The following is a 24,127-nucleotide window of genomic DNA, read 5'->3' as shown; positions in this document are numbered from 1 at the left end:
GTTGGGAGCCTTATTTTAATCATTCGTCTTTATCTCGCTCGGTTTTTCAATAACAATTCCGTTTAATTTAAGAGTGACAGGATTCGCAATCGTATCTCCAACCGGGCACGTCTGTTCCAAAAACTCCACAAAAGACTCTACTTGCTCTCTAGGAGCATCGGTTTTGATATGAAAGGTGTATCGAATTTCAGAATACCCACGTCGAACATCAGATTTGTTCATGAAGCCATCCGTATCGAGATCGCCTTCGACTTCCACCCAAAAATCGTCAAGTTGAATATGAAACTTTCTGGCATATACTCTGGCAACGATAGATTGGCATGCGCCTAGTGCGGAGAGAACCAGTTCCACAGGGTTCATCCCAGTATCCGTTCCTCCCAGGCTTTTCGGTTCATCGATGGTTATCTCGAAATTTCTGGAACTGGCTTTGACGACCATTCCCTTCTGTAGATGTGCAGTTGCTTTGAATGTCTCAACAGGCATGATGCACACTCCCTTCTGGATAATCAATACAAGTAAACTCTACCATAGTTTTCCAATAATCATTATGAAAATTTTACTTTTATATAAGCTGGCACCTTGTCCACTAAACACGCATCCCACGGCGAAATTATGGAAATTCATACTTATATTCGTATCATTATTGGAGATAAAATGGTACAGATACATTTTGCATCCGAAAGGTTGGAATAGTGTCGAGGACTAAATTTTGGTGACAGAAGTGGGGCTGTTTAAAAAGCACCAACAAGCTGGGGGAAACCGTTTCGTTTTCCTTTTTGTTCCTATTGATTTGAGAAAAGTGGCTAGGCGGATACACGCCACGTTCAACAACAAATTTGATTCCAAAAAACTTTCCAAAAGGGTGAGCAAACCCTTCTTTTTTTTACCTAGATAGTGAAGGCGAAATGATGACCGGTCAAAATTACGCCGAATCTAAAATAGGAGTGTTGTGAATATGTCTAAAGGAATGCGTGGGATTCATCTTTATACAGGCGAAGGTTATGGCACAGTAACAACTAAAATGTTAAATAAATTTGCCGGTACCAACATTCATGATTTCGTAGTCCACCTGGGAAACATGGATAGAGTGTTTTTTGACTATCGAAAGGGTAAGTCAGACCGTAATGCTGTAATTGATCAAATGATTGATGATCTTGCTGATTTTTTACCTGAATACAAAGCATCAGATGTAGACCATAAAGACTTGTATATTTCGTTGCCAGCACTTAGTAATGATATTACTACAATTAAAAATATCGATGATTTTTATTCCGACTATCGATCCTTTATGCGAAAAGTAGAAGACACATGTATCGAAATTTTAGGTGAAAAGGAATGGAAGCACCGTATCGAAGGATTTTACTTCCGAACAGAAACGATTTTCCCAATTGATCAGAAAATCAGCAGTTCAAACCCGACCTCGAACAAAATGGTTAAATTGTTGAATGATCTTGCTTACAGAGTACGTAATACACATAAAAAAGAGTTTATGTGGGCGCCATACTATGGCTTCGGAACGTACGCAGAGAATATCACTCATAATCTAGGGGTAATCGCAAACAGAACAGACATTTTTGATATCATTTGCATCCAACCACAATACTATTTTCAAGGCGATCCTTACCAAGATAACGTGGATAAAGTGTTTGATAGTGCCAATCGTCAAAAGGTCTATGATTTAGATGGAGACGTTGTTGGAGGTGGAAGAAAGACTTCGGCCACAGCATTAATTGGGGTAACCATGGAAGGTGATGATAATTATCGCAAGAGCCGATCTGACAGGTTCGATTACTATGTTGATACATTCTCTGGAATTGTCAAAGAAGCGCCAATGGTTTTCTACGCTGGATCGACGCATAACCTTCTAAATAATAACTCACTTTTTGATGCAATCAACAATTTCTACGAAGTGTAATCTCATAGTTGAAAATGCAAAAAACGAAGTGATAATCACTTCGTTTTTTGCAGATCGATCTCTAAATTTTTCTCCTTAACCTTAAAGATCTCACCATTCGGATCGGTTACTTGATCATAAAAGTAGACATAAGTAGCCAATAAATCGTTCTTGTTATCAAATTTATCCTCTTTTATGGGTAACCCCGTAGATGAACTCACATACACGATGTGATAAATACCACTTTTCGGCTCAATAATGGTTTTCATCTTTTTAACTTGCTGCCCATTTAAAGTCTCAACACCTAAATACGTCCAAATATCCTTATCTTGATACCGGTCAATTGTTTCTTTAAACAGTGATTTTTGGTTAGGGTATTGATGTACCTTGGATTTTAAAGTGATTTTTTCTTGTTCTTTTACAAAATTGTCCTCTCGTAGAAAACCATTTTGTGGGTTAAACCATTCTTCAGTAATTGCAGTTGAGAAAATACCTTTATGTTCTGTTTTTATGGATTTTACATGTTCAATCAAAGGCTGGGACTGAACGTTTTGAATTGGTATAGGAGTATTCGCAGAAACTGACGGAGCAATAATTCCTGAAAATCCAATTGAAATGGCCAAGGCCAATGAAGTGAAAAGCGAAGTTTTTACCACGGCTAATACCTCCCCTAAGTTAATTTCCTGCTTTACTTGTTAGACGTCTCAACTGGGAAAAAGTTCCGTTTATCATGGTGTTATAAAGAATTCTGCTTGAAAATGATCCTAAATACTCATAGAAATATAATGCAATAACGTATCAAAATATTGAAATTCATGGCGAAAATTGACAGTTTTTGTGGTATAATAGAACATATGATCTCTTTTTTCTCAAAAATCTGTGAGCAAATACCCATTTATTTTACCTAGTAGGTAGGGGGGATTATATGACAGAACAATCACTTGAAGAGAAGATAAGGCAGCAGTTGAAACGATCAGCTTGGAAGTTGCAATACGAGGCAAAGAAAAAATATCGTATGGAAATTCAGTTTACCAACGAAAAGTGGGACATCGGTCATACGCAAGAAGTTGATTCCCAGATGTTTGTTGAGGAATTGCTTAACAGTCTACCTGAACGAGAACGTTTCATCATTCAACAGGTGGTCATTGAAGGTAGATCTGAAAGAGAAGTCGCAAAGGGGTTAGAACTTTCTCCCTCTCGACTACACGCATGTAAAGTACAGGCTCTACAACGGTTGCGAAATAAACTCGTATATGCTTAGAAGGGGGAGTAGTGTGGCAATAGCTGAGACATTATCCGAAATAGACTTTTATAAATTAGTTGATGATGCTCAAAAAGGAAATCCGCTTGCAATTGAGGCTTTAATCCAGCACTACGAACCCGATATGAAAAAAATGACTTGGTTTATTCGTATGCCACATGAGGATAGCATGCAATCTCTAAAGCTAATGTTGGTGGAGCTGATAAAATCAACGGCCACTCCTACATAAAAGGAGGCTATTGAATGAATGATACAGTAACAGTCATCATTGCAATACTTATCGCAATTTTGACTTTGTCGGTGATCCATAAGCATGTTGAGTTGAAAGTACAAATTCGTGATTTGATTAATGTAACATTACGTGCCACTAAGAATGACGAAAAAGAAGAATCACCGTAAGGTGGTTATTCCTTCTCTCTATAAATTGTAGAAGTGAAAGGGGCTTTTCCTTCTACTTCTATCTTACTGTGAATAGGAGGATGCCTCTTGGCTACGATGTTATTACTTGTATCGAGTGCTGCTTTGGTCCAGGTATTCATAAGTCAACAAAAATTGTCTAATGAGCTAAAATCAATTAAGAAGTAGGTGGAGGAACTGAATTGGAGGCAATTCCGATTTACCTTCAGTCTGTCAGGTGGGTAACTTTTTGGTGAGCAAAGTGGTCAACATTTTGGCCAGCGATCATAGTAAAAACAAAAATCCCCTTCCATTTGGTTGTGAAGGGGATTACTCATTACTTTAAGAGGTAAACGGCACGCGTAGTCATAAATCCTTTGACATCTTCGCCTTTATCGATCTTTTGCTCAATGAAAGGAATGCCAGCTTCTTGCAGACGTACTTTCACCGCATTGAAATGGTGGAAGTCTACGACCAGCGTTTTGTTACTTGCCTTCATCTCTTCAAGCTGCTTTTTCACTAATGCATTGGCGCCAGACTGTCCAATGATATGAGAAGCATTTACCATCACCATATTGGCGAGTAAAATGACGATCAGAACCTTGCCCGCATGGCGGAAAAAGCCCTTCTGGACATCCCAGACTGCCAGCGCAATCAAGAGTGGAATCAACCAAAGCTGTGGAACATAGCGCGCCCACCAGCTTTCCGGATTAATAAGCACGGTCACGAAGAGCGCCAGACTGATCCACAAGAAAGGTGCCGCTTTTTTTCGATGAGTTCCTAAAAGCAAGGCGACGAGAATCAAGCATGTGACAATCACAGCTCCTCCGAAAAGTGGTCCGAATCCGGCCACACGCACGTCAGGAGAGTAGAACACGGCGAGCTCTTTCCATGTGACCGTAAATGGCACTTTCCATGTAGGGCTATGGGGTGTTGCGATGTTCTCCGATTTGGAAAATAAGGAGATAGCCAGATTTTCTATGCTCGTATTGTCTTTGAAGCCATGCGGGCTGTTCGAGGTCATGATATCAACGGCACCTTTGCCCGCCAACGGATAAAACGGATGTCCCTTCGTTAGCGTGTTGGTGACATACGGATTGTACCCAACAACCCCTACCGTGATAATCAGACTGACCGAAAGCCACACGAGCATGCTCTTGATGTGCTGTCGGCGATCGTAGAAAAAGAAGAGCACGAGAATAGCCAAGCCGAGCAATCCGGCATACCCCAATGCCGTGAATTTGATCTGCGCCAGCAGCATGAGCGTTGCGCATAGCGCTAGTAGCGTCCAAACATGGTAGCGCTTATACAGCAGATAGCCGAGAGCGCAAATGATGAGCACGAGTGAGCCGAGCTGTCCGTCAATATAGAAGGAAGTCGATTGCGTAATCACCGCGGGATTGAACGCTGCGAGCAGCGCGAAGGCAATCGCCGCCCCTTTTTTCTCTGGAAAAGCGGTTCGGATCGCAGCGAGTGTCAGGAAAAAGGACGATGCAATCAACAACAGGTTAAATATTTTGCTAACCTCGATCTGACCAGTCAGTTTATACATGACTGCATCGAGCATCCAAGGCCCTTTGGCGTAATGATTGATCCACAGGTGAAAGGCCGAGAGAACCTCTCTATTATCCATCTCTTCCACTTCTTTTGAATCAGAAGGCTTGACGATGGGCTGGTCATGAACCGGGTTCCAGCCGTTGGTTATTTTCACGATTGCTTCTTGATGATAGGTTTGCCCGTCAAAAGAAAGATCAAACGTATTGGCACTGATGTAGTAGCTGATGCCTGAAACAATCAGCAATCCAGCCAACAGGGAGAAAAACCAGGCCCGTCGACGTGAACTTACGAAGACCGACACCATCCCGCCCATCGCAGCCAAAGCCGCAACGAGGCCAATCCAAAAGCTGGCGGCCGTCACGGATACGCCGAACAAAAATAAAACGGATGTGCTAAGCACAATCGTAGCCATAAACAATAGCAAAGCCGTCCCAAGCAGGAACGAGTACGTAGCTGTACGGTTATTCATGAACATAATCTCCTGTCTACGAATCTACTAGCCAATGAGGGTAGGGAGGTTCGCTGCCAGCAGATGCAATACGGTCGCAAGCAGTACCCCGAGCACCAGACCCCCGGCAATCTCCCATCTGGTATGTCCCATGCTTTCGCGCAAAGGTTTGGCGGGAAACACGTCCGGATGTTCCTTTGCGAGCTTGTTGAGTGCCTCTGCATGTTTTCCTACCGCTCTGCGCAATCCAGTCGCATCGATGATCACAATAAACGTCACAGCCACACCCAGCCCGAATGCAGGATGAGTAAAGCCCTCCTGCAAGCCAATCAAAAACACAGTCGTGACCATAACGGTTGTGTGCGTGCTGGGAAACCCGCCGTTCCCGACCATTTCTTTGGCCCGGGACCCAAAACGGAGGTAATTAAGCAAAAATTTGGTTATTCCGGACACAAGCCAGCCGATAAACGGCGCTACCGCATAAAACATGATAAAACTCCTCTACGTGAAGATTATGACTGAGAAATGACGACGACGCCCACGACGATAATCGCCAGACCGACAATACGTGTAAGGGACAACGGTTCGTTGAAGATCAAGAAGGACATGACAGCTACCAACACGTATCCGAGTGCTGCCATGGGATAAGCATAGGAGAGCTGCACCTTTTCCAGCGCAGCAATCCAGATAAACGCAGAAAGTCCGTAAAGCGTAAGTCCCACCATAATCGGCAGGTTCGTGAAATAGTGGAGGAACTTCAGTAGCAGCATGTCATTGTTGCTGGTGAGCGAGGATGCGCCCATCTTCATCGCAACTTGTCCACACGCACTGAGGACCACGGAAATGATGATTAGAACAATGGATGGCATAGCTTAATCCACAACCTATCTGAGCAAGTAACTTCATGTACAAAACAGGTTCAAAACTTCCTTACTTTCTTATTTAAATTCAAATACGTAAATAATCCCGGCTACCATGACGACATACAGGAACACCGTAATGAGAATCGGCTTGTCCTGCAACAAAACTTTTTCCGGACTGCCGCCCTGGCCCGCGACGGTGATCAAATACAGGTAACGGAAAATACCAAAGATCACGAGTGGAATGGTCCACATCAAGTGAATCGTGCGTCCTGACGTAAAAGTGAACAAGGAATAGCTGATGATTGTCATGGTTGTAACAATCGTGTTCAACTGATTCAACAATTCGGAGGAATAACTGTCGAGCACTTTGCGATGCGTTCCTTTATCCTGCTGCAACAAAATCAACTCGTGGCGACGTTTGCTGATGGCCAAAAACAGCGCGAGTAGCATCGTACAGAGCAAAAACCACGGGGTGAAAGGAGTTTGGATCATAAGACTTCCACCGATGGCACGCAAAACAAAACCGGCTGAGATAATCATGACGTCCAGAATGACGACATGCTTCAGCTTCAGCGAGTAAGCGACATTGAGCACAAAGTAAACAAACAGTACGAGCGCGAATAGTCGGTCAAAGTAATAAGCACTAAAAAGGGAACCCAGAAGCAAAAACGCACCGAATGCTAATGCGAGCGCTGGCGGCAATGCACCAGAAGCCATGGGCCGGAACTGTTTTTCCGGGTGATTTCGGTCATTTTTGATATCGACAAAATCATTGAGGATGTAGACACAGCCGGATACAAAACAAAACAGCAGGAAAGCCAGCACGGATTTTCCAATGACATCCGGACTTACTTTGTGCAAAGAAAATAGCAAGGCAGCAAAGACAAGCAGGTTTTTTGTCCATTGATGTGGACGAAGCTGCTTCACTAACAGGTAGACCATATTTTGTCGAACGCGTGGCGTTGTTTTGACGTCAACTTTAACAGAATTTGATGTTGCCCCCATATCTAACTCCTATCCTAATATCGAATCGTACCTTCTAATGACGAAAAATGTAAAAAGAAGGTTACACCTGTAATATGGTAACATAACTTGTCCCATAAAAATTTAACGATAACAGAAAAAGTGTGAACTTGCGATAAAGAATGATTGCCAAAAATAATATCAGGGTTTACAAGAAAACGCAGCCCTCATGAAGGAGCTGCGTTTTTCAGGTTTTCTCTCTTTTAGTTCACCCGTGGAATAGGAGTGGCTGCTTTTTTCCGCGAATACAGGAATAAGTTGAAAAGAACGATCACGAGTATGATCAATTGCGGGATCGTCGTTTCCCAGCTCGCGTAAATGCCGAGAGTCGGCGCGTACAACAAGTAATCGCTGCTGTGTGCAGATAAGCTTCCCGTCACCTGCAAAGCGTGGATGCTGACGCCGACGAATTTAAACGCCATATAGTAGAGTAATAGGCTGGCTACAAAAAAGAACGGACGGACCGGAATGCGTGCACTGAGCTTGATGATGGCAAAGCCAATCACGGCCAAGACGACAAGCGCGCTCAAAATACCGATCGCCAGGTCTGTCATGGAGATCGTAGCGGCCATCCCCATATAAAAGATAATCGTTTCAGCCCCTTCGCGGGCAACAGCGAGAAAGGCCGTGAATGAGAGTGACCACAGAGCTCCTTTTGCCAAAGAAGAGCCGATAGATTTCTCGACAAATTGATTCCATGCCTGCAAATTGGACTTCTTATGCAACCAGGCACCGATCGTCACCATAAAGAAGACGGCAATCAGTCCGGTTACTCCCTCAATCGTTTCTCGCGAGTTGCCTGTGGAGAGGGTGGAGAAAACGAAACTGAGGATGACGGCAAGAATGGCGGAAACTACGATCCCGGCAATGGACCCAGACCAGATCCATTTGCGTTTGTCAGCATTGCCTGACTTGTTCAGGACCGTAAGCAGAGAGACGATGATCAAGATAGCCTCCAGTCCTTCACGGAACAAGATGAGTCCCGCATCCCAAGCCGTGTACGAGGATGCTGTTGCAAAAGGCGCAAGCTCTGTCTTCATTTCTGCAAGATGAGCCGTCGCCTTTTCCCATTGCGGGGGATTGGACAGGATGAGTGTCGGGATGGCGACCATCTTGGCTTCGATGCTGCTGTAGGTAGCAGGCGATTTGGTCATGACTACGCCTTCAACAGAGGGCCAAGAGGTGATAAAGGTCTCCATTTTGTCCGAAGCAGCGGTTGCATCCTGATTGGCGATATCTGTTTCTACCGATGCAAGGAGTTCCAGTAGAGACGAGATGGACGGCTGCTCAGAAGAGAGATTCGCAGCGGTCTGTTGGACTGCTTTTCCTGACAAATAATTGTCCACCGTAGTAATGAGTGCCTGTACTTTCTCTGCGCTCTTTTTCGGATCGGGTGGTTCTGTGTTCAGGGCAATGCGCGCACCGCTGATTTTGATTTCCATATCCCCGTAGACTGCGGCATTTTCCGCTCGAACAAGACCCTCTGCCTTGTACCATCCGGTGACGAAGCTGTTGTACGATTGCTTGGCTTTCGTCAGATCGCCTTCCGTGATGGCTGTCATGCTGTTTTGCAAGAGCGGTAGCAATGCCGCGATTTGCTTGTGTGCGCGTTCTTTTGGCTGACCGCCTTCTTCTTGGGACGAGACGTATCGATCCGTTGCTTTTGCCAGATTGGAGATGGCTGCTTTTGCGGTGTCAGGATTCGCCTTCGCTTGGGCAAGGGCTTGCTCTGCTTCCGCGATTGCTTGCGTCAATGCTTGTGCATCTGCGGAGGTTTCTTCCGAATTGCCCTCCCAGATGCTCTTCATACTGCTGATCGCTTTGGTTACTTCTTCCCAATTGTTATCGCCACTGCTAATCAAGGCATCGCTGGAAAGGGCGATCATTTGCTTGAGCTGCTCTGGCACCAGGGGCGCGGCTACAGCGGCTGACAGAGCAGATGTCCATAGCAGCATGCAGGTACAAATGATAAACAGATAGCGTTTCAAGGTGTTCACTCCATCCCAGATAGTTGGTTAAAACAGCGTGTCCCCGATGTATCCGCCCTCACTTGCACCAGGTAGACAGGCGTACAAACCACTGCCGACATGGGTGATATATTCATTGAGCAGGTCAACGGATGCGAGCTTTTGTTGCATCGGTATGAATTGCTTGCGCGGATCACGATTGAAGCAAATGAACAAAAGTCCAGCATCGAGCTGACCAGTCTTGAGATCCATTCCACTCGAATAAGAGTAACCGCGCCGGAGAATTTTCACCTTGCCCTCCATATGGGCCAACGCGACGTGGGAATCCACAGGAACAACGGGTTTGCCCTTGGCATCCTTGCGATCCAGATCCAGCTCGTCGAACTCATTTGCTTTGCCTAGTGGAGCACCCGTTAAACGGTGACGACCAAATGTATTCTCCTGATCGGTGAGGGAAGAGCGATCCCACACTTCGATCCGCATGCGGATTCGACGCATGACCATGTAGCTTCCGCCTGCCATCCACGCGGGACTTTCAGCAGTGTGAGCCCAGACGATTTCATTTGCGGTAGCGGGATCGTTCACCTGCGGATTGTTCGTGCCATCCCTGAAGCCCATCAGATTTCGTGGTGTAGAGCCAGTCGGGTCGGATGCGCTGGTACGCTGGAAGCCTTCTTGTAGCCAATGGAGGACAGCTTTGCCTCGAGCGATCCGGGCCAAGTTCCGCAGGGCATGGAAGGCGACTTGTGGATCGTTGGCACAGACCTGCACGACAATATCGCCACCCGACCATTCTTTTCGCATTTCATCGCTGTTGAAGCGAGGCAAATCGACCAATGGAGCTGGGCGTTTGGCTGCAAGACCAAAGCGCTCGTCAAAGAAAGAAGCGCCAAGCCCAAATGTGATCGTCAATTTCATTGGGCGCAGGCCCATGGCTTCTCCCGTGTCGACAGGAGGAAGAAGGGCGTTATCGCTCTCCTCATCGACGTTTTTGCCGGCAGTCATGTGTGCTGCTGCCTGCGTCCAGCTTTGAAACAGCTTGCGGACATCCCCTAGCGAGGTCGTCGTCAAATCAAAAGCACCCATGCAGATAAAATCCTGCATAGGTGTAATGATCCCGGACTGATGCTTGCCATAAAAGGGAATGACCTCATCTGCACCGGTCGGAGCGGCACTTGTCTGCTCATTTTTAGGAGTAGAGGGCAAAAGGCTATTGACCCCAGTCGCCCCCAACAGCAGTCCAATCCCTCCGACACCAGCCAACTTCAAAGCTTCTCGACGTGTGAATTTGTTCGCTGTGGTGTTTGCGAGATGCTTGTCATTCATCTTGTTAGCCTCCTACGATCGTACCCATTTTGGACAATGGTTCAGCCAATGCATCGAGGGACTGACTCAGCTTTTTCACCTGGTCTGGCTTCAACTCGGTGTACAGCACATAGCCGTCGCCTTTGCGGTATGGTGCGAGTGCTTTATCCAAATTAGCGAAGCGGGCTTCAATTTCATTTGCAAGAGCAGAGTCTTTAGCCGTAACAGCAGGCCTCAATACTTTGTAAATTTCGTGAGCGCCTTCCACGTTCGCAGCGAAATCGTACAAGTCCGTATGGGAATAGCGTTCTTCCTCACCAGTCACCTTGCTCGTCGATACCTCGTTCAAGAGCTCAACCGCACCCGTTACCAGCATAGGCACATCGATTTCGACGCTCTCTACCTTCACGCGGAGCTGCTTCACATCTTGCAGCAGTTGATCCGCCACTTTTCCTTGGTCAGCGACCGATTTGGTTTCCCAAAGTGCTTTCTCCAATTTGTGATAGCCGCGCCATTCGTTATCAGGCACATCACCTTCGCGGGCATCGATCCACGGGTCAAAATCGCCGAGAGATTCAGCAATCGGTTCGATTTTCTCAAAGTAAGCACGGGCTGGAGCGTATTCCTTTTTCGCTTTTTCCATATCGCCTGCTTTAACGGCGGTGGTGAAGCTCTCTGTTGCTTTTACGAATTGGTCGGTTTGGTCGACGACCCATTTACGGTATTGATCAATAGAGGCTTGCAGCTCAGGAGAAGGAGCAGAAGCAGTGCTCGCTGTCGCGGACTGATCAGCAGCGGCAGGCTTGTCAGGCTGAGTGGCTTCTGGTTTTTTCTCTTCGGTTTGTGTTTGTGCGTTTCCACAAGCAGCGAGCAAGGAGGAGCCGAGAACAACTGCGGCGAGTGGATAACTCCATTTTTGAATCATGAAAAGACATCCCTTCATCTAATATGAGTGCATAATTATATGATTATATGTCGATAATGAATATCATTATCATCCACAAAGAATTTTACTCTTTCTTAGACAGTTTGCAATCTTTTTTTGGCTAACGATCACTGGTTAGTTTTGGCGTTGTTCACATAAAACCAAAAGTAGCTCAACAATCCCTTAACAAAGACTTGTTATGATCGAGCTATCAACCAAATAAATAACGTCTGTAAGTGGGTCGAGACGTGGAGAAAGCCCTCATACAGCAATAGATTCGAAAAAGACCGTTCGTTCGGTTTGTTTCTTTGTGCTATTGCCGTGTATGAGGGCTTTTTGTGTTTTCGAATGAAAGGAGCGAGCAGAGGATTTGCTAGATACAGATAGGTACGATGCGTATTTTTTTGATTTGGATGGAACGATTTTTCTCGGGAATGAATTGCTTCCTGGGGTGGAAAAGACACTTGCTGCGCTGCGGGAGAAGCATAAAAAAATCATGTTTTTGACCAATACGACGGTACAAACAAGAACAGCTTGTCAGACTCGCCTCCAGAAGCTCGGATTGGCTGCCCGGCGGGAAGAAATCATGACGGCTGCCTATGCGGCGGGATTGTATCTTCAAGAAAATGCGGAGCAAGCGCGTGTCCTGATCGTTGGGGAGCCTGCCTTGGAGGAAGAGATTGCGAGCTTTCATATAAAGCAGGTGCAAGATGCGGAGGAAGCTACGCACGTATTGGTCGGAATGGACCGCGCATTTACGTATGAAAAGCTGCAACAAGCTGCTGACGCTGTGCGAAATGGAGCCTACCTGATCGTAGCGAACCCCGATCCGTTATGTCCGGTGCCAGGGGGTGCCATTCCTGATACATGGCCGTTGGCGAGAGCGATTGAAACGGCAGGTGGAGCCTCTGTCTGGGCGATGACTGGCAAGCCGTCCCGGTACTACGCCGAGCAGGTTTTTCAACAGCTTCAAGTGCAGCCAGAAAGATGCGTCATGGTGGGCGACCGTTTGGAAACAGACATTTTACTCGGGAAAAACAGCGGTATGAAAACAGCGCTCGTTATGACAGGTGTGACGACCAGTCGCGAACTAGAAGCCACAGAGATTCAGCCAGATTACATCCTTCCGACGATGGAAGCCATGGTGCAAGTCGAGTAGGAAAACGAGGAGGTAAGGGAGATGGAGTTGGGAAAGAGCAGCAAAAAGTGGTTGTGGTCACTAATGGCAGCAAGTCTGGTGACAGGCAGTATGCCCGCGATGGCGCAAAGTGCGGTGAGCAAAACCTTGCTCATCACAGAGGTTGTCAATGATCCCCTTTTTGATGAAAGCACAGGCGAGTTTATCGAAATCACCAATATCTCCAACGATCCGATTGATTTGAGTGGATACATGATAGGCGACGAGGAAAAGCGTGGAGGAAACGAAGGCATGCATGCGTTTCCGGAAGGCACCATGATTGAGCCTTACCAGACGATTGTCATTTCCCGCTATGCAGACGGAATCGTGGAACGTCATGGCGTCACGCCTGATTTTGAATTGTTCGACTCCATGGAGGACGTCCCTGAGCTATTGCCGACGGATTGGGCGACAGGCAGCATTTATTTGGCGAATGGCGGCGACCATGTCATTCTGATGGACCCTGAGTACAATACGGTGGATTCGATGGCTTATATGGATGCGAAGGTTCCGGGAGTCACCTCTCATCCGGGAGTCGCTGGTGGGCACTCGATGGAACGCCTGACGGAAAAGGATACGAATGATGCGTCCAGAGATTTTGTCGATCAACCCAAGCCGACCCCTGGTGAGTTGTTGTTCGGACCGAATGCCCAAAAAGACAAGATTCCGGTCTCTGATCTGAAAGACGACGTGCTGATTGTCCCTGAGCCTAAGACGGGAATTGTCCTACCGCCAACGGTGATTGCCATGTACGACAAGAAGTCCGAGATCGATACGATTCTGGATGCCGAAGCGTCTTCCATTTTTATTCCGGTGAAAAAATCCGGGAAGAACGGAGTCGTCACCCAGGACGGCACATCGCTGGACGAGGTACTGGACCAGATCAAGGGCAAGGCGATCCCGGTGATTCATATCGAGGACAAAAAATTGGTAGCGGAGGTCGATCGCCTGCTTCAGAAAGAGAACCTCTCTGATGTGCACATTGTGTCTTCCCGACCGGAAATCGTCCAAGAGATGCGGGAGAAAAACAATGAATACCGTGGTGCCCTCGTGTATATCGACGGCAAGCTGAACGAAAAGAAGCAAAAGGAGCTCGTACGCTCAGCCAGAAGCAGTCGTTCCAATGTGATCGTTCTCTCGCAAACGGCGATGACGGAGGATGTCATTCGCTACTTCCGCAATCGCGGGTTGTCTGTGTGGGGAATCGATCGGGCCAACAATAGCCAAGCGAGTGAAATGATCGAGATGGGTGTGGCGGGGGTTGTCTCACACGATCCAAAAGAGGTGCATGAGCTGCTTGCTGCATACCCAGAGAAAAGCATCACGCAACCTCCGATGGTCATGGCGCATCGAGGCATCCCTTCCTTAAAGCCGGAAAACACGATGTACGCCTTTGAAGAAGCGATGGAGCTGGGTGTGGAGATCATCGAGACAGACGTCCACAAAACAAAGGATGGCCACCTTGTTCTGATCCACGATTTTGATCTGGAGCGTACCACCAACGGGACAGGAAAGGTAAAGGATTTCACGCTGAAGGAACTGCGTGAATTGAACGCTAACAAGCTCGATCCAGCCAATCCTTCCTGGTACCAGCCTGAGATTACCGATGCTGTCATTCCTACCATGGATGAATTGCTGGAAGCGGCCAAGGGCAAAGCGGTGGTCATTCTGGAAGCAAAGGGGATTGGGTACGAAAAAGAAATGGCAAAGGTCATCAAAGAGCACGACATGGTTGAAGATGTGATTGTCAGCAGCTTCAGCTCAGAAGTATTGGAGCGTTTCGCCAAGCTCAATCCGGAATTGGGACTAGGCTTTACCTTGAGCGGGACCAAGCCAAAGGAACAGCTGGAACAGTATGCCGAAAAGCAGATAACAGATGCGGTTCAATTGAATGCCCAATACTATATCAACCATCAGATTGTCACGCCAGAGCTGATCCGATTCGCCAAGCATCGGGGAATCATTTTGACCGTGTATACCGTTAACGAGGAAGCAGATATGAAGCGGGCAACCGAGGCGGGAGTCGGGGGAATTATTACGGATTATGCGCAAAAACTTTACAATACCCAAATATTACCTTAGTAAGCAATTGTTATAGTCGAGTGATACGTAAAAAACAGCGAGAGGTTCAGGGGGGAAAGTCGTGGCTGAAGTGGAATTGCGGCGCATTTCCAAGATGTATGGGAGTCAGAAGGTAGTCAATGAAGTGAGCACTCGTATTCTGCCAGGAGAATTTTTCGTACTGGTAGGGCCTTCTGGTTGTGGGAAATCAACCACATTGCGCATGATTGCCGGGCTGGAGGAGATCAGCACGGGAGAGTTGTTGATTGGCGGCAAGCCGATGAATCAAGTCCCTCCGAGCGGGCGAAACATCTCCATGGTCTTTCAAAATTACGCACTTTATCCGCATTTGACGGTAAAAGATAATATTTTGTTTGGTTTACAGGTTCGAAAAGTAGACAAAGCGGAGCAGGGCAAGCGGTTGGAGCGTGTAGCGGAGATGTTGGGCATCGCGCATCTTTTGCAGCGCAAGCCAAAGGAATTATCCGGGGGACAAAGACAGCGCGTAGCACTCGGACGGGCCATCGTCAGTCAGCACCCTATCTGCCTGATGGACGAGCCGTTGTCCAATCTGGATGCCAAGCTGCGCGGACACATGCGCACGGAAATCCGTCGCTTGCAGCAAGAGCTGGGCATCACGATGATTTACGTTACGCACGATCAGGTGGAAGCGATGACGATGGCAGACCGCATGATGGTCCTGCGTGACGGCGAGGTTCAGCAAGTCGGAAAACCGCTCGACGTCTACAACCATCCAGCGAATTTGTTCGTGGCGGAGTTTACGGGGGCACCCCCGATGAATACGGTACCTGCCATTTGGCGGGCAGATCAAGCAGGAATTGAGCTAGCAGGCCAGCGCTTTTTGCCGCTTCCTATGTTTCACGGTATCAAGGACCAGACCCCGGTCGTTCTTGGTCTGCGTCCAGAGTCACTGCAGCCCGCCCTTGAAGGGCAATCTATGGATGCTTCCTGCCAGCTTCCTGTCACCGTGCAGGGAGTAGAGATTCTCGGTTCTGAGACCATTGTGGAATTCACCGTGGGAGACAAGCTGTGGAAGGCTAAATGGAACGGGCAATGGCACTGTAAAAGAGGCGAAACCATGCATGTTCGTTTTGATCCAGCTCAGGTGAACGTGTTTGATGGAGAAACCGGAAAAAATCTAGCGGTTACGACCAATTAAGAAAAGAAAAGGGAGAGGTACTGCGATGCGTAAAGTCGTCAAAAGCTTGTTTGCGGTCGTCATGAGTATGAGTCTGATCACGGGTTGCTCCAGTGGCAATTCTTCGTCCACAAACAATGCGGCGCAAGGAGCCAATTCGTCAGGCAAAACAGAGCTGTCCTTCTATTATCCGGTTGCGGTTGGCGGTCCTTTGACCAAGATCGTGGACGGTATGGCAGAGGAGTTTAACAAAGAAAATCCAGATATCACAGTCAAGCCAGTCTATACGGGCAGCTATCAAGATACGACGACAAAGGTACAAGCAGCTGTGCAGGGCAAGACTCCTCCAGACGTAGCGGTGATGCTCTCAACGGAGCTGCATACGATGATGGACATGGATGCCATCCTGTCGTTGGACGACTTCATTGCCAAGGATGGCGGTAGCGAATACGTAAATGATTTCTTCCCGGGCTTCTTGGCGAATTCCCAAGTAGACGGCAAGACATACAGCGTTCCATTCCAACGCAGCACCATCGTGCTCTATTACAACAAGGACGCGTTCAAGGAAGTCGGGCTTGATCCGGAAAAACCGCCGACATCCTGGGACGAGCTGGTTCAGTACGCTGCCAAATTGAAAAAGGACGGACGCTACGGCGTCGAGATTCCTTCCTCGAGCTTTACGTATTGGATGTTCCAAGCGCTGGCCTTGCAAAACGGCAAGAACTTGATGTCCGAAGATGGGAAAAAAGTGTTTTTTGATACGCCAGAAAATGTAGAAGCCCTGCAATTTTGGGTAGATTTGTCCAAAAAGCATCAAGTGATGCCTGAAGGTGTCAACGAGTGGGCGACTGTACCTTCTGATTTCTTGGAAGGCAAAACGGCGATGATGTTCCATACGACAGGGAACCTGACGAACGTGAAGAAAAGCGCGAAGTTTGATTTTGGCGTAGCATTTTTGCCAGCGAAAAAGAACTACGGCAGCCCGACAGGGGGCGGCAACTTCTACATGTTCAAGGGAACGGATGCAAAGAAACAGGAAGCGGCATGGAAGTTCATTCGCTTTATGACCGAGCCTAAGCGCGCTGCTCAGTGGAGCGTCGATACGGGATATGTTGCTACACGCAAATCTGCTTACGCAGAAGAGAGTATGAAGCAGTACGTCAAGGACTTCCCGGCGGCAGCAGTGGCTCGCGACCAGCTGGAATACGGACATGCTGAGCTGTCTACGCACAATAACGGCAAAGTGACAAAGCTCTTGAACGACACGCTGCAATCGGTGATCACTGGTCAATCCGAGCCTGCGGAAGCATTGAAAAAAGCGCAGGAAGAAGCGGACAAGATGCTGGCGCCGTTCAACAAATAAATCAAGCAAGGCAATGGGGGAGCGACAATGGGGGAACTACGCGCAAAATGGAAAGTGAACATGTACGCCTGGCTCTTGCTCCTTCCCTCCCTCATCTTCCTGCTGTTGTTTACCTTCTATCCGGTTATACAAACGTTCATACTCAGTTTTCATCAAGCGGATCTGGGTTCTCCAGAGCCGTTTTTTAACGGGATAGATAATTATAAACAAATGGTGGAAGATGAAGTGTTTTGGAAGGTGCTGACCAATAATATCTGGTTTGCCATCGGAACGGTGCCGACGAGTGTGGCTCTCGCGCTAGCTATGGCTCTGTTCGCCAACAAGGCAATACGAGGGAAGAGCTTTATCCGCACGGCTTATTTTTACCCGACAGTTGTTCCGATGATTGCAGTGGCGAACATCTGGCTGTTTATTTACACACCGGAGTACGGAGCGCTTAGTCATGTGATGGAGTGGTTCGGAAAAGGCGACATGAACTGGCTCGGTGATCAGAAAAATGTGATGTGGGCGATGATCTTCATGGTCATTTGGAAGGAAGCTGGCTATTTCATGATCTTTTATTTGGCGGGGCTGCAAAACATTTCACAGGAGCTATACGAATCCGCCTCCATGGAAGGGGCATCGTCGTGGACGGTTTTTCGCCGCATCACCTTTCCACTGCTTATGCCAACGACGATGTTTGTCAGTATTATCGCCTTCACTAACTCTTTCAAGCTGGTAGACCATTTGGTGATCATGACCAAAGGCGGGCCGGATAATGCCAGCAATCTCTTGCTGTACTACATATACGAGACAGCGTTTTCTTTCTGGGATCAAGGAATGGCTTCGGCATTGACGATTGTCATGGTCGTGCTGCTGCTGTTAGTCGCTGCTTTTCAGTTTTTTGGTATGGATAAAAAGATTCATTACAACTAAGGGGGATGGCAGATGCTTCGCAAAATCACAACAGTTGGAATGTACGGCTTGGCCGTTCTCTGGTTGTTTCCTTTGCTCTGGGCGGTCTGGACTTCCTTTCGCCCGAGGGAGCTGGCGACTTCGTGGTCGCTCCGTGCAGATTTTACACTCGATAACTTTGCGAAGGTGTGGGATGCAGCGCCCTTTGACCAGTACTACATCAATACCTTTTTGATCGTGACGGGTATTTTGGTGGCACAAATGATCACAGCTACACTGGCGGCCTATGCCTTTGCGAAGCTGCAATTTTGGGGAAAGGATGTGCTTTTTGTCCTGTTTCTGGTCCAGCTCATGGTCCCGGCAGATATCTTGATTTTCCCCAACTATAATGTCCTGCGTGACTTGTCTTTGCTGGATACCAAAATCGGTATTATGCTGCCGTACTTCGCTTCTGCCTTCGGGGTCTTTCTGTTGAGACAAACCTTCAAGACAATCCCGCACGAGCTGGAGGAGGCGGCACGGATGGAGGGCTGCTCCTGGTTCCAGATTTTGTGGCGGGTGTACGTTCCGTTAGCGAAGCCGACCTACATTGCGTTTGGCTTGGTCTCGGTCAGCTACCATTGGAACAACTTTATGTGGCCACTGATTATTACCAATTCCGTGGAAAATCGCCCGTTGACGGTCGGTCTGGCGATTTTTGCCCAATCGTTTGAGACAGGGGCGCAGTGGGCCGAGGTAAGTGCTGCGACGGTCATGGTGATTTTTCCGTTGTTGCTGGCATTTTTGCTGTTCCAGCGGCAGTTTATCAACAGCTTCATCCACTCCGGCGTGAAATAAGAGGGAGGGTCATGAATGATGAGAGACAAAAGCTCGTTTGCCGTATCCACCTATGCGTTATTTGATCTGTCCTTGCGTGATGCTATTGTTCAGCTTTTGCACCATGATTGGAAGGCCATCGAGATAATGTGTGAAGAGAATCATGCCGACCTCTTGGACTGGTCCTGGGAGCAGTTGAAAGAGTTGAAGCAGCAGGGAAACGAGAGAGGGATTGCCTGGTCGATTCATGCGCCGATTAGCGGCTGCAATCTGGCGGCGGACTCAGGACCAACTCGGGAGCAAACAATGGACACGATGAAGCGCTGCCTGGAGATTGCCAGCTTTCTCGACTGCACCCATGTTGTGATGCATGCGGGGGAAGTAGAAGACCGACTTGCGGAAACAGAGCGTGCCAGAGGTGTGGAAAATGTGAGTCAGGCACTCCACGTGTTGACCACCGAGCTGTCCGCAGAGAGTAGAACCATACTGACGGTCGAGAATGTTCCCCCTTATCCAAAAGTGCTGGGGTGGAACGTCGAGGATCTCGTGCGTATATGCCGTTACGTAAAGTCCTCTCGCGTAGGGATCGTATACGACGTAGGTCATGCCCATTTGATTCGTCCGGGATATGCAATCGATGCATTGCAGGAGGTGCTCCCTCATTTGTCCGCTCTTCACCTGAGTGATAACTTTGGCAAGCTCGACGATCATTTGGCGATAGGCGATGGAACGATCCCGTTTGCTTCGATCCTGTCACTTCTGAAAGACAAGGGATTCGCGGGTCATTGGGTTGTAGAGACAAAGCAGCTTGGCTGTGCTGAGGTTAGTGTGGAACGGCTACTGAGGGAAGGAGGCGAATAACATGGACATGAAAACGATTTTGAAAACGAATCCGGTTATTGCGGCAACCGAACAGGATCGCTTGGGAGAGGCGATGGCGTCTCGAGCTTGCGCGATCCTGTTGATGTACGGAAAGCTGACCAAGCTGATGGAGGAAGCTGAAACCATCCGTCAGTCGAGCAAGCCGATTTTTTTGCACACAGACCTCATGAATGGCCTGTCCAATGACAAAGAGGCTTTTCGTTTCTTGTCCACCTATATCCAACCAACGGGCATTGTCACTACCAAAGGACCGATGATTCGCGCGGCCAAAAAGGAAGGGATGCTGACGATCCAGCGAGTCTTTTTGATCGATTCGACCTCTCTCACGACGACCATCAAAAACGTCTTGGAAAACCAGCCGGATGCGATTGAAATCATGCCGGGGATAGCGCCGTCTATTATTTCGTATATAAAGGAGCATTTGCCGCAGCCGATTATTTTGGGCGGGTTGATCTGGAATATGGAGCAGGTCAACGAAGCGTTGAAGGGTGGAGCAGATGCTGTTTCGTTGAGTAAGTCGGAGATGTGGAACCATATGACTGTTTAGGAGAAAGGGCAGGTGTGAAAGCACCTGTCTTTTTTGTATGTAATAAATCTTTACGCGCCTCGCGATTATCGGCGAACGTGGGCTTTTCCGTTTCACTATGGTAATGGCGCAAGTCGCGCAAGAGTTACTTCCGCCGATCTCTTTACTAAATCCCTATCAGAAGTAGAAAGCACACCAAAAGGGTAGCCTATTGCTACTCTTTTTTCCTTTACAGGTAATAAAAGGGGTAGTATTATTGCATTATTAAATTTTTACATTTCATATAGCATGAGGGAGAAATTTTACATTATGGATACAATCCTCATCCAGAAAAACATGACAATGGATCAAAAACTGATTTTCCAGTCCGAGTACGGCAAAGTCCAGAAAAACTCCACGACAGCTATTCTCCTCTGTCTGTTCCTTGGGGGGCTGGGAGCCCATCAATATTATATGAATCGCGTAGGCCTCGGAATTGTTTATACCCTTTTCTGCTGGACGTACATTCCTCTTATTATTTCTATTGTAGAACTATTCCTTTTATCTGGACGGGTTCGTCGTCACAACGAAAACAAGGCGAAAGAGATCGCCGGAAAAATCTTATCGGTTTAAGAAGGGCGCTAAGGCGCTCTTTTTTATTTTCGTTAGGGTATTTACTATTGCTAAATTTTCGTAATATAGCAAGTAGCAGAGTCGATCGCGGGATTTTTCAAGCTGCTTATTCATCGTGCGTAGTAACCACGTCAGCCAATGATTCTTACAGATATGTGTCCAAATGCCTACAGGGATTGGTAATAGAGTTCCGGTAAATTTATAATGAAGGTACATATTTTTTCAGGACCATGAACCGCCTTTCAGCGGGAAAAGAGGGTAATATGGAACCAATTCAACTAATGGAAACGGCAGAGCAATTTATCCGAACATGCTATCGCGAACTGGACAAGACAACGGAAGAAACCGAGCAACGACTGCAAGAAGTCCGACAGATGATCGAACAGCAGGGATACTATGAGCATACAGCAGAGGAGCTGCGTCACGGAGCAAAAATGGCCTGGCGCAACAGCAATCGATGTATTGGGCGATTCTTTTGGGAATCATTACTTGTGATAGATGAGCGGCACGTCGAAACTGAAGAAGAGATGGCGCAGGCCATGCTCCGACACATCGACTTTGCCACTAATGACGGGAAAATTCGCCCGACCATCACCGTTTTTGCACCTGCTGTAGCAGGCAGAGCTCCCATGCGCATCTGGAATGACCAACTGATTCGCTATGCGGGATACGAGACAGAGTACGGCGTGCTGGGTGACCCGATTTCGCTTTCGTTGACGAAGCTATGTAAGAGCCTTGGATGGCAAGGAAAAGGCACAAACTACGACGTTTTGCCGCTTGTCGTGCAAATTGGAGATCGGACGCCGCAGTTTTTTGAGATTCCTCAGGAGCTGGTCTTGGAGGTGCCGATCGTGCATCCAGATTTGCCGGGCTTTGCTGATATGGAATTGCAATGGTACGGGGTTCCTATTGTTTCGAATATGCGCATGGAGATTGGCGGTATCGACTATTTGGCCGCTCCATTTAACGGCTGGTACATGGGAACGGAGATCGGTGCACGCAATTTCGCTGACCAAGAGCGATATAACATGCTGCCAAAGGTCGCAGAGGTCATGGGGCTCGATACGAGCAGGGAAGTGACACTTTGGAGAGACAAAGCGCTCATCGAGCTGAATGTTGCCGTCTTGCACTCCTTCAAGGAAAAAGGAGTATCGATTGTCGATCACCATACGGCGAGCCAGCAATTCAAGCGATTTGAGGAAAGAGAAGAGAAATGTGGTCGAGCCGTTACGGGTGACTGGACATGGCTGGTTCCTCCGATCTCCGGAACAGCCACACACATTTTCCACAGTCTATACGACAACACAATCCATACGCCGAATTTCTTTTACCAAGACAAGCCGGAGCTCGGCAAAAAATAAGGCTTTCCACCAATGTCGCGAACATGCTTCGCGGCATTTTTTTGTGCGCGATGTCACATACAGGGTGATGTGGTACGTTATACCAGTTGGAAGGAGGGAGAGAGTGGACACGAAACAGATAGAAGAACTCGTGGATGAGATCATTCAGGGAGCGGATGACCGCTACGCTGCCATCATGAAAAGCTACCAAACCCCCATATTTCACTACTGCTATCACATCTTGGGGAATCGATGCGAAGCGGAAGACGCCACACAGGAGGTCTTCTTCAAGGCTTATCGCAACTTGAAAAAATACAGTCCAACCATGCCCTTTGCAGCTTGGCTTTATAAAATAGCCTATCACCATTGCATCGATCTCATCAGAAAAAGGAAATGGACAAAGATGTTGCCATTTTTGATGCAGGACAAAGAGTCTGAATCAGACATCGAGCGGCATATTGAGAATGTTTATTTCAGTGAGGATGTATTTCTTGCCATGCAGACACTCTCCGTAGAGGAAAGAACGCTTCTCTTACTGCGAGGCGTGGAAGAAAAGACGTACGAGGAAATTTCCTTGATCATGAACAAAAACGCTGCGAGTCTGCGCAAAAAATTCGAGCGTACGGCATCGAAGTTCCGATCCGCTTATTCTCCTTTAGGGAAGGGAGGGTCAACTCACGATGAAACCAAACAAATCGCACGAGAATATTAAGGACCTGTTCAACGACCCGCGCATCCCGCAGGAGATTGACATTAGCCATCAAGTGATGACAAAAATCAAAAGAGAGAAGGAGAGATTTTTTGTGAAGTACAAGGTAAGCATATTAGTCGCTATTGGTTTGATCGCGAGCCTCACAACGGGCTATGCCGCTGTCCAGTACTATCAGTTGAAGAATGAGAAGGGCGAGGTTCTGTATCAGGAGAAGGATATATCGCAATATGAAGGTAAATCGAAAATTGTGAAAGAGCTCGATCCTGAAACGGATACCTTATACAATAAACGCTGGGAAATCGAGGATTCTCTGGAGCCGGGGACTGCAGCAGCACTGTATATCGTTGCAAACAATCCGAAAAAGCTTGTTTTCACGGTATCAACCCCGTTCTCGTATACCGCCCTGACTGATGTTCAAAAGAAAGTGGGAGAAGGAATCGTTGTACCAAAGACATTGCCAGGAGGCTTTACCTTCTTAGATGCTCAATTGGCGAATGATATCAAAAACCAGTATGACAAAGAGGCTTTGTATAAACAGGCCGAAAAGGAAAAGAAAGAATTCGTCATGCAGCCCTTGGAATGGACGAATGAGCTGGATTATATGTATGCGACATACAAGGATTCAGAGGGAAGCTATTTAAATTTCAGCATCACCAATTACGAAGATGTTGAGGGCAGCACAACGTATGTAGTTGACCTGGATAATCAGAAAAAGAGGTAATAAAAGTAGGCAAAATTGAAGTGCTTTATACAGAAGAAGCGAGGAAAGACCAGGTAAACAAAAAAATTGTTTGGGTAACAGAGGCTTCGGGTAAAAAAGTACAGTACGAAGTATCAACAGACGGAGACAAATTGAACAAGGATACTATCAGCCAGTTCGTCGATGCTGTTGTCCCGAAAAACAAATAGCTCTTTCTTCACAAATAGAAACCCCCGAACTCTGCTA

At 47.4% G+C, this 24,127-nt stretch carries 25 protein-coding genes; 16 read left to right on the top strand and 9 right to left on the bottom strand.

Going from position 1 to position 24,127, the window contains the following annotated elements:
• Nucleotides 1–15: 15 nt before the first annotated feature.
• Entirely contained in the window at nucleotides 16–483 is a 468-nt protein-coding gene (locus HPY28_RS29630; RefSeq protein WP_174231932.1) for an OsmC family protein, read from the bottom strand.
• Nucleotides 484–955: 472 nt separating this feature from the next.
• Between HPY28_RS29630 and HPY28_RS29625 the strand changes: the two genes are divergently transcribed.
• Entirely contained in the window at nucleotides 956–1,915 is a 960-nt protein-coding gene (locus HPY28_RS29625; RefSeq protein ID WP_174231931.1) for a DUF4855 domain-containing protein, read from the top strand.
• Nucleotides 1,916–1,950: 35 nt separating this feature from the next.
• Here the strand turns inward: HPY28_RS29625 and HPY28_RS29620 are convergent, their stop codons facing one another.
• Nucleotides 1,951–2,550 carry a hypothetical protein gene (locus HPY28_RS29620; RefSeq protein WP_174231930.1) on the bottom strand — a complete coding sequence of 200 codons (600 nt, stop codon included), beginning with the start codon at nucleotides 2,548–2,550 and terminating at the stop codon, nucleotides 1,951–1,953.
• Nucleotides 2,551–2,819: 269 nt separating this feature from the next.
• Here HPY28_RS29620 and HPY28_RS29615 point away from each other — a divergent pair, with 269 nt between their 5' ends.
• Genes HPY28_RS29615 through HPY28_RS29605 form a run of 3 tightly spaced genes read left to right on the top strand, consistent with a single transcriptional unit; the run spans nucleotide 2,820 to nucleotide 3,554 of the window.
• Nucleotides 2,820–3,155, top strand: a complete 336-nt coding sequence (locus HPY28_RS29615; RefSeq protein WP_174231929.1) for a sigma factor-like helix-turn-helix DNA-binding protein — start codon at nucleotides 2,820–2,822, stop codon at nucleotides 3,153–3,155.
• Between the two features lie 13 nt (nucleotides 3,156–3,168).
• The gene (locus HPY28_RS29610; protein WP_174231928.1) at nucleotides 3,169–3,384 is read left to right on the top strand and encodes a helix-turn-helix domain-containing protein; all 216 of its coding nucleotides are present in this window, start codon (nucleotides 3,169–3,171) and stop codon (nucleotides 3,382–3,384) included.
• 14 nt (nucleotides 3,385–3,398) lie between these two features.
• Complete coding sequence (locus HPY28_RS29605; protein WP_174231927.1) at nucleotides 3,399–3,554, top strand: hypothetical protein; 156 nt, start codon at nucleotides 3,399–3,401, stop codon at nucleotides 3,552–3,554.
• 334 nt (nucleotides 3,555–3,888) lie between these two features.
• On the opposite strand, the gene HPY28_RS29600 is transcribed toward HPY28_RS29605, so the two are convergent.
• The 7 genes from HPY28_RS29600 to efeO form a co-directional block, all read right to left on the bottom strand.
• Nucleotides 3,889–5,577, bottom strand: coding sequence for a hypothetical protein (locus tag HPY28_RS29600; protein ID WP_174231926.1), 1,689 nt, complete (start codon nucleotides 5,575–5,577; stop codon nucleotides 3,889–3,891).
• A 27-nt stretch (nucleotides 5,578–5,604) separates the two neighbouring features.
• Nucleotides 5,605–6,045: a divergent PAP2 family protein gene (locus HPY28_RS29595; protein ID WP_174231925.1), complete on the bottom strand. Its 441-nt coding sequence runs from the start codon at nucleotides 6,043–6,045 to the stop codon at nucleotides 5,605–5,607.
• A gap of 23 nt (nucleotides 6,046–6,068) precedes the next feature.
• The gene (locus HPY28_RS29590) at nucleotides 6,069–6,425 is read right to left on the bottom strand and encodes an SMR family transporter (protein WP_017246668.1); all 357 of its coding nucleotides are present in this window, start codon (nucleotides 6,423–6,425) and stop codon (nucleotides 6,069–6,071) included.
• Between the two features lie 69 nt (nucleotides 6,426–6,494).
• Entirely contained in the window at nucleotides 6,495–7,424 is a 930-nt protein-coding gene (locus HPY28_RS29585; RefSeq protein ID WP_069849938.1) for a decaprenyl-phosphate phosphoribosyltransferase, read from the bottom strand.
• A gap of 221 nt (nucleotides 7,425–7,645) precedes the next feature.
• Nucleotides 7,646–9,430, bottom strand: coding sequence for an FTR1 family iron permease (locus HPY28_RS29580; protein ID WP_174231924.1), 1,785 nt, complete (start codon nucleotides 9,428–9,430; stop codon nucleotides 7,646–7,648).
• A 27-nt stretch (nucleotides 9,431–9,457) separates the two neighbouring features.
• Complete coding sequence (gene efeB, locus HPY28_RS29575; RefSeq protein ID WP_017246665.1) at nucleotides 9,458–10,735, bottom strand: iron uptake transporter deferrochelatase/peroxidase subunit; 1,278 nt, start codon at nucleotides 10,733–10,735, stop codon at nucleotides 9,458–9,460.
• Nucleotides 10,736–10,739: 4 nt separating this feature from the next.
• On the bottom strand, nucleotides 10,740–11,639 hold the full coding sequence (gene efeO, locus HPY28_RS29570; RefSeq protein ID WP_174231923.1) for an iron uptake system protein EfeO: 900 nt from the start codon (nucleotides 11,637–11,639) through the stop codon (nucleotides 10,740–10,742).
• A 370-nt stretch (nucleotides 11,640–12,009) separates the two neighbouring features.
• On the opposite strand from efeO, the gene HPY28_RS29565 reads away from it, so the two are divergent.
• The 12 genes from HPY28_RS29565 (at nucleotide 12,010) to HPY28_RS29510 (ending at nucleotide 23,902) form a co-directional block, all read left to right on the top strand.
• On the top strand, nucleotides 12,010–12,798 hold the full coding sequence (locus HPY28_RS29565) for an HAD-IIA family hydrolase (RefSeq protein ID WP_173623437.1): 789 nt from the start codon (nucleotides 12,010–12,012) through the stop codon (nucleotides 12,796–12,798).
• 21 nt (nucleotides 12,799–12,819) lie between these two features.
• Complete coding sequence (locus HPY28_RS29560) at nucleotides 12,820–14,898, top strand: glycerophosphodiester phosphodiesterase family protein (RefSeq protein WP_174231922.1); 2,079 nt, start codon at nucleotides 12,820–12,822, stop codon at nucleotides 14,896–14,898.
• Nucleotides 14,899–14,959: 61 nt separating this feature from the next.
• Nucleotides 14,960–16,057, top strand: a complete 1,098-nt coding sequence (locus tag HPY28_RS29555; RefSeq protein ID WP_017246661.1) for an ABC transporter ATP-binding protein — start codon at nucleotides 14,960–14,962, stop codon at nucleotides 16,055–16,057.
• Nucleotides 16,058–16,082: 25 nt separating this feature from the next.
• On the top strand, nucleotides 16,083–17,399 hold the full coding sequence (locus tag HPY28_RS29550) for an ABC transporter substrate-binding protein (RefSeq protein WP_174231921.1): 1,317 nt from the start codon (nucleotides 16,083–16,085) through the stop codon (nucleotides 17,397–17,399).
• A gap of 27 nt (nucleotides 17,400–17,426) precedes the next feature.
• Nucleotides 17,427–18,314: a carbohydrate ABC transporter permease gene (locus HPY28_RS29545; RefSeq protein WP_106835451.1), complete on the top strand. Its 888-nt coding sequence runs from the start codon at nucleotides 17,427–17,429 to the stop codon at nucleotides 18,312–18,314.
• Nucleotides 18,315–18,326: 12 nt separating this feature from the next.
• Nucleotides 18,327–19,130, top strand: coding sequence for a carbohydrate ABC transporter permease (locus HPY28_RS29540; RefSeq protein WP_017246658.1), 804 nt, complete (start codon nucleotides 18,327–18,329; stop codon nucleotides 19,128–19,130).
• Between the two features lie 18 nt (nucleotides 19,131–19,148).
• On the top strand, nucleotides 19,149–19,970 hold the full coding sequence (locus tag HPY28_RS29535) for a sugar phosphate isomerase/epimerase family protein (RefSeq protein ID WP_174231933.1): 822 nt from the start codon (nucleotides 19,149–19,151) through the stop codon (nucleotides 19,968–19,970).
• Nucleotide 19,971: 1 nt separating this feature from the next.
• Nucleotides 19,972–20,538: a glycerol-3-phosphate responsive antiterminator gene (locus HPY28_RS29530; protein ID WP_017246656.1), complete on the top strand. Its 567-nt coding sequence runs from the start codon at nucleotides 19,972–19,974 to the stop codon at nucleotides 20,536–20,538.
• A 288-nt stretch (nucleotides 20,539–20,826) separates the two neighbouring features.
• The gene (locus HPY28_RS29525) at nucleotides 20,827–21,129 is read left to right on the top strand and encodes an NINE protein (protein ID WP_254613002.1); all 303 of its coding nucleotides are present in this window, start codon (nucleotides 20,827–20,829) and stop codon (nucleotides 21,127–21,129) included.
• Nucleotides 21,130–21,392: 263 nt separating this feature from the next.
• Nucleotides 21,393–22,490 carry a nitric oxide synthase oxygenase gene (locus HPY28_RS29520; RefSeq protein ID WP_017246654.1) on the top strand — a complete coding sequence of 366 codons (1,098 nt, stop codon included), beginning with the start codon at nucleotides 21,393–21,395 and terminating at the stop codon, nucleotides 22,488–22,490.
• A 103-nt stretch (nucleotides 22,491–22,593) separates the two neighbouring features.
• Entirely contained in the window at nucleotides 22,594–23,181 is a 588-nt protein-coding gene (locus tag HPY28_RS29515; RefSeq protein ID WP_017246653.1) for an RNA polymerase sigma factor, read from the top strand.
• The gene (locus HPY28_RS29510) at nucleotides 23,150–23,902 is read left to right on the top strand and encodes a hypothetical protein (protein WP_254613227.1); all 753 of its coding nucleotides are present in this window, start codon (nucleotides 23,150–23,152) and stop codon (nucleotides 23,900–23,902) included. Before HPY28_RS29515 ends, HPY28_RS29510 begins: the two co-directional genes overlap by 32 nt.
• The last annotated feature ends 225 nt before the right edge of the window (nucleotides 23,903–24,127 follow it).

Origin of the sequence: Brevibacillus sp. HB1.2, assembly GCF_013332495.1 — a bacterium.
GTDB classification, from domain to species: Bacteria; Bacillota; Bacilli; order Brevibacillales; family Brevibacillaceae; genus Brevibacillus; species Brevibacillus porteri.
This window is presented reverse-complemented; position numbering and strand designations above follow the sequence as displayed.